A 6000-nucleotide genomic window follows, 5' to 3' on the forward strand; every position below is an offset into this window, starting at 1 on the left:
AAGCTCTTCCCTAACCGAGAAGAGCTTTGCACACACCATCACAGATTCATGTACTTTTGCTCCCTACGCTAGTGTTAACTAACAGGTTCAAAGGGTCAGGTTTTAACCTTCTCAACTCCGAAGAGTCCCCCTGCAAAACAATAAACCTATTCAATTGACTACACTTTAACAGAAAAAATTGAAAATTTCAATCATTTGGAAGAAACGATAGCATGCATCTTTTCGCTTCACATTTCTATTGACTCTCCCCTAATGGGAGACTTTATATTAGAAGGTAACGCTTCATGAGGAGGAAGTCACATGCAAAAGCAGAATGTTGCATTGGGTATACTATTAATGAATCTCTTTATTGCTTTTCTCGGTATTGGCCTTGTCATTCCGGTCACTCCGACGATTATGAATGAATTGCATATCTCGGGTACCGTTGTCGGATATATGGTCGCTTCTTTCGCCGTCACGCAGCTGCTCGTCTCACCGATTGCCGGCCGATGGGCGGATCGATTCGGGCGCAAGATCATGATTGTGCTTGGCCTGCTTTTTTTCAGTATTTCGGAATTATTATTCGGTTTGGGCACAAGCGTTGAAACCTTATTTGTATCCCGTATGCTGGGCGGAGTCAGTGCGGCCTTTATCATGCCCGCCGTAAATGCCTTTATTGCCGATATTACGACGATCCAGACGAGACCTAAGGCGCTTGGATATATGTCCGCAGCCATTTCGACAGGGTTCATCGTCGGTCCGGGGCTTGGCGGCTTTTTAGCCGAATTCCATTCACGGCTGCCCTTCTTCTTTGCTAGTGCGCTGGCAGGATTTGCTGTCATCTTGTCCTTGCTCACGCTTCGGGAACCAAATCGGAACCCAGAGCATACGGGCACAGACGGGAACACGAGGGGAATTCGTCGGATTTTCTCCCCCCTCTATTTTATAGCCTTTATGATCATTCTTATTTCTGCGTTTGGGTTAGCCGCATTCGAATCGTTATTTGCCTTGTTCGTCGATCATAAATTCGGATTTACGCCGGTAGACATTGCCGTCATCATTACAGGAGGCGCTATCGTCGGCGCCATCGTTCAAGTGACGCTGTTCGACGGATTAACGAAGCGGCTTGGAGAAATTCGGCTCATCCGTTACAGCTTGATCGCTTCAACATCGCTGGTATTCATTCTGACGCTCGTCAACTCTTACTTTTCCATTTTACTAGTCACGATGACGGTGTTTATCGGCTTTGATTTGATGCGTCCCGCTGTGACATCCTACTTAACAAAAATTGCAGGAAATGAACAAGGGTTTATCGGGGGAATGAATTCCATGTTTACAAGTATTGGAAATGTATTGGGGCCGATCGTGGGCGGAATCTTATTTGATATCGATTTGAACTATCCGTTCTATTTTGCTACGGTCTTGTTAGCTGTAGGAATCGGCTTTACGCTTGCCTGGAAAATGCCTGCACAACGAACGATTCACGTTCAGCAGGATACATTCCAGTAACCATTCGATTTATTTGCGTAGGGAAGTGGTTGCATGAAGGAAGCTTTATTTTCAATCGGTGAAGTGGCGAAGCTGGCTAATATCTCCATTAAAGCGCTGCGCTATTACGATCAAATGGGTCTATTTAAGCCGGCTTATGTCGATCCCGAGACCAACTATCGCTATTACCATGATTCACAGTTATATCATCTGGACTTAATCAAATCTTTAAGATATATCGGCACCCCCCTTGAAGAAATTAAAAAAGCTCAAGAGCTTAACAGAGATGAATTAATTGCATTTTTAACCGAGCAGGAAAACAAAGTTCGGGAGCAAATCGAGTTTTTATTAGACATTGAACAGACCATCTCTATTGTAAAGCGGCGGATGATGAAGCAGTTAGAAGACGATGTAAACGGGGAAGTGTATATTTCGAACGATGAAGAGATGCGGATTATAAGAGCCGATGCGGAGGGAATGACTCCCCTCACTTTGTTGAATGCCTCTTACAGCAAACTAATACAGTATATGGAGCTATCTCTAGGCTTTATTCACATGAGCTACGGTGCGACGTTTCCGTTTGCAGCATACGGCAACGTGGATGAAATCACATACCGCCACATCTTTACACCGGTTTTATCGGATAAACAAATTTCAACGATGACCCCCGATCTCGAAGTGATCACCATTCCGTCAGGCACGTACGCATGCATTTCATTTATTTTCTCGGTTGAGCACTATTTCGATCGTTTGCAGAAGCTTTTCAAGTACATCGACAACCACCAGTTCACCGTGCTTAGTGATATTTACGAATTCTTCAGTCCAATTCATTATTCACCGCGAAAACAAGAAGAATTCTTAGTGGAAATGAAGGTTCGTATCTTAGAACCATCCGAGTAAAGAAGTTCCACTGCCTGAAATAGCTTGATCATTTGAAAACCATCTAAACAGCGAATAAAAAAGGAGGTTCTCCAAGCCCGTCAGCTCTCAGAGAACCTCCTTTGAGTCCGCAAATTAGAAACAAGTAAAAGAGTTGATTTGTCTTAGACTCATTCCGAAATAGTTCCAACGAAAGCCGTTCCAACGAAATCCGGCAACAGAGTTGCGGCCAACGAAGACCGGATAAAACCAGAATTGTTCAAAGTTTCTTAACCATACATACGTGTATCGGAACAAACATCCGGCGATGCTTCCGGGATCAACAGCAAACGTTGCCTGCTGTGTTTGTGCGGGAGTATAGGACGGCGGGGGAGCAAGGGTCGCGCCGGTGCCAGGGCCCTGAGCTCCTGGAATTTGACCCGGGAATTGACCCGGTGCTCCAGGGAACTGTCCTGTTCCTTGCCCCGGCTGAGGAAACGGAATTGGATAGCGAGGCAATCCTGAAGCCTGCCCATACCATGCCCCTTCGGCATTATCCCCATATTGCGATTGAACTGAATCTCCGTTATGATACGCTTCCTGAGTTGATGGATGATGGTAATTCCAAGGAAATTGATTTGGATACATGAAGTAATCCCCTTTACGAATTGATCTCACCACATCCTATTCCGTAGTCACCCGCCTATCAACTTGTACGCCAAAAATGTGCATTTACCTACCTGCGTAACCACAATGATGTATTCGAAAGTCATCGCGGAGGCATCATGACGAATCCTGTTGCCCTCCGTGATTTAAGGACTTGAATGAGCTGGTTTTGCAGAGCGGCATGACAGGTTACCTCTATGATCACCTCACTCTTTCGGTTCGAAAAAACTTTGATTTTCGATTTATTCAGCGCTAATTCGATAATCAAACCCAACACGAACCCGCCGACTAAACCAAGCAATCCCCAAATGATCGGTCCCCAGTACAATACGAATCCGTATATGGCTCCCAAGACCGCAAAAATCGTAGAGCTCATCATAGCTCCGTCCAGAATACTTCTGCCATCAACCCGATGAATAGAATCAATAATACGTGTTTGAGATTCAAGGTTTTCCAGTGGCAATGCAACGATATTCCGCTGCGGGACGCCCAGCTTCTCTATATCATGGATCACCATTTCCACAAAGGGAGAATGATCAAATGTGGCAATGATTTTGTACGGTATCATTTTCGATTGTATTCTGATGTGCCAAGTTTGCAGCCCTCACTCTAAGATAACGTATTTGCTCAATATCATATAAAATATTGTTTTCATTTACCGATGTATAGGCCTGATAAATTGCAAAAGCGTACATTGAAGGTAAAAAAAGAAACCACTGCCAGTCTACAATTGCAGCCGCACTATTAAACTCCCCAAGGAACGAATAGAGAAAGGTGCGGACGGCCTCGGCCTTATAGCAAGACGTATATCCAAAAAGCCAAAACAAATGTGCCGACGATTGTACTGCCGCCATATAATTGCCCCAATCCGGGAGTAAAAACAGACCATGCCATTCCCACCCATGGCTTTTTCTTGTCGAGGATGACAATATCAAAAAAGCTCACATCAGATGGTGTGACAGGGGCATCTTCCACTTCAGCCAGTACGTGACTTTTACTGATCTCAACCGCACAACGGTAACTGTCCCAGATGCTGTATACATATACGGCCACATAAAGCAGAGCCCATTCTTGGTTCAATTGCGCCATTGCTTCCCCGAACCTGCCAAGAAAGGATAAGGCAATCCCCATGTTTAGATTGGACTGGCTGTTTACGACAAGTTCCCAGATGATCAATACGAAGCCATGCAGGTACTTCCCTATAAACATATGCCCAAATCCTGGGAAAGCAGCGGACCACCAAGCTGCAATCCAAGGCGTGCGGGGATATACCGAATTAATCCCAAATACAGATATTCCCCCTTTGGAATAACGTGCTCTTATGTTAGCTGATTGGAACCTCCGGTGCGGCATAGGTTATCTACTCCTGCGGCGTAATGTCTTCAAATAAGATAACCATTATTTACCTGTGCTATTCTGCCGAAGCCGCGTCGTAGTTTGCCGCGAAGCGGTGCAAAAAAAACTGCAGGCCAATCCATTCTTCATTGGATTGGCCTGCAGTTTAAAAGCCCCTTTCGTTCCCATGTAAAACAAAACCATCGAAACCAAAGATCATTTCTTCGATATGAATCTAACGGATATCCTCAAATTCCCTGGCGATTCTTTCAAAGGCTTCTTTTATGATCGGTCTTGGCGATGGAATGCAAATTCTTTGATGCTGTAAACCTTCTTCTCCAAACATACGGCCATCTTCTAAAAGTACGTTCGCTTTGTTATAGATGCGATCATGGACTTCTTCTGGTGAAATGCCATATTCGCTAAAATCCATCCACATGATATAAGTTCCTTCTGGAATGCTCACTTTGACTTTCGGCATCTTTTCTGCTAAGAAATTGACAACCCATTCCATAGTGCCGTCAATGTAATCTTTCAGTTGCTCTAACCAATCTTCCCCTTCATTGTACACTGCGATGAGAGCAGATATGGTAAATGGCGAAGCCAATTGAAAGCCCATTTCTTTTATGAATATTTTTCTAAGCTCTGGATTGGGGATAACCACATTGGTACAATGGAGACCTGCGACATTAAATGTTTTGTTAATAGCGGTTAATGTGATGATATGGTCAGCATGATCCACAACTTTTGCGATGGGTATAAAGGTTTGATCCCGTCTAATTAAATCGCCGTGTATTTCGTCCGCTACGATAAGGACACCGTTTTCCGCACAAATCTCAGATAATTTCTTAAGCTCGTCTACATTGAAAATTCTTCCTGTAGGATTATGAGGATTACACAAAATAAACATTTTCGTCTTTTCTTCTTTTGCTTTTGCTTCGAAATCCTCAAAATCAATAGAATAATACCCACTCTCATCATATGTAAGAGCATTATTCCTTACGATTCTGCTATGACCTTCTATTGCAGAAGTAAAAGGCGGGTAAACCGGCCGCTGAATAATGATTCCGTCACCCGGCTGAGTCAGAGCTCTTACGGCAATATTCAAAGCATGGACCGTTCCAGGACTATAGATGATTTCTTCCTTTTGGATCTCCCAATCATGTCTGTTTTTAAACCAATGCTGAATCGCTTCATAGTACTCACTAGGAAAGATGGAATAACCAAAAATTTTATGATCAACGGTTTTATGTAAAGCATCAATCAAGGCTTGGGGTACGGGTAAATCCATGTCTGCCGTAAATAATGGCAAGGTCTCTTCATCATATCTTTGAGTAAAACCATTTTCTCGAAGGAACTCTCCTCCATCCCATTTGACCGAATAGGTCCCTCTCCGATTTACAATTTCATCAAAGTTATATTTCACGGTACCCAACCTTTCCATCTTTTATTTTCTTGCCTTATTTTATCACAAAACCGTGGAGCTTCATTCATTTAACGCTTGTTCAAACCGTGCTTTCCCATACGCGCTTATTTATTTGAATAATTTAGGGCTTGCTGAACGAAACATTAGAGAGCAAATTGTCTGTAGGCGGTACGTTTCAGCAGCATGTTGAGAATGAGGACAAAAAGAAGCCGCAAGCGGCGTTCCAGGTTCATCACGAGGAACTGCAA

6 protein-coding genes and 1 riboswitch are annotated in these 6000 nt (G+C 43.7%); of the genes, 2 read left to right on the forward strand and 4 right to left on the reverse strand.

The genetic code is table 11. From position 1 onward, the window contains the following. Nucleotides 1–43: 43 nt before the first annotated feature. Nucleotides 44–142: riboswitch (TPP riboswitch) on the reverse strand. A 158-nt stretch (nucleotides 143–300) separates the two neighbouring features. Beyond that, the gene (locus ACFPXP_RS11765; RefSeq protein ID WP_379894413.1) at nucleotides 301–1488 is read left to right on the forward strand and encodes an MFS transporter; all 1188 of its coding nucleotides are present in this window, start codon (nucleotides 301–303) and stop codon (nucleotides 1486–1488) included. 33 nt (nucleotides 1489–1521) lie between these two features. Further along, nucleotides 1522–2367 (forward strand): MerR family transcriptional regulator, encoded by an 846-nt coding sequence (locus ACFPXP_RS11770; protein ID WP_379894414.1) that lies wholly within the window; start codon nucleotides 1522–1524, stop codon nucleotides 2365–2367. Nucleotides 2368–2481: 114 nt separating this feature from the next. Here ACFPXP_RS11770 and ACFPXP_RS11775 read toward each other — a convergent pair whose 3' ends face one another. From ACFPXP_RS11775 to ACFPXP_RS11790, 4 genes are all read right to left on the reverse strand, one after another. Beyond that, entirely contained in the window at nucleotides 2482–2973 is a 492-nt protein-coding gene (locus tag ACFPXP_RS11775; RefSeq protein WP_379894415.1) for a hypothetical protein, read from the reverse strand. A 121-nt stretch (nucleotides 2974–3094) separates the two neighbouring features. Further along, nucleotides 3095–3559, reverse strand: a complete 465-nt coding sequence (locus ACFPXP_RS11780) for a hypothetical protein (RefSeq protein WP_379894416.1) — start codon at nucleotides 3557–3559, stop codon at nucleotides 3095–3097. 224 nt (nucleotides 3560–3783) lie between these two features. Continuing rightward, a complete protein-coding gene (locus ACFPXP_RS11785; protein WP_379894417.1) occupies nucleotides 3784–4344 on the reverse strand; it encodes a hypothetical protein in 561 nt (186 codons plus the stop codon). Between the two features lie 217 nt (nucleotides 4345–4561). Next, a complete protein-coding gene (locus ACFPXP_RS11790; protein ID WP_379894418.1) occupies nucleotides 4562–5752 on the reverse strand; it encodes a MalY/PatB family protein in 1191 nt (396 codons plus the stop codon). Nucleotides 5753–6000 lie beyond the last annotated feature (248 nt).

Origin of the sequence: Marinicrinis lubricantis (assembly GCF_042658665.1) — a bacterium.
GTDB classification, from domain to species: domain Bacteria; phylum Bacillota; class Bacilli; order Paenibacillales; family KCTC-33676; genus Marinicrinis; species Marinicrinis lubricantis.

What these genes read in the sequence shown, in the direction of transcription:
- ACFPXP_RS11765 (WP_379894413.1), top strand. Translation starts at nt 301, where the DNA reads ATGCAAAAGCAGAATGTTGCATTGGGTATACTATTAATGAATCTCTTT.
- ACFPXP_RS11770 (WP_379894414.1), top strand. Translation starts at nt 1,522, where the DNA reads ATGAAGGAAGCTTTATTTTCAATCGGTGAAGTGGCGAAGCTGGCTAAT.
- ACFPXP_RS11775 (WP_379894415.1), bottom strand. Translation starts at nt 2,973, where the DNA reads ATGTATCCAAATCAATTTCCTTGGAATTACCATCATCCATCAACTCAG.
- ACFPXP_RS11780 (WP_379894416.1), bottom strand. Translation starts at nt 3,559, where the DNA reads ATGATACCGTACAAAATCATTGCCACATTTGATCATTCTCCCTTTGTG.
- ACFPXP_RS11785 (WP_379894417.1), bottom strand. Translation starts at nt 4,344, where the DNA reads ATGCCGCACCGGAGGTTCCAATCAGCTAACATAAGAGCACGTTATTCC.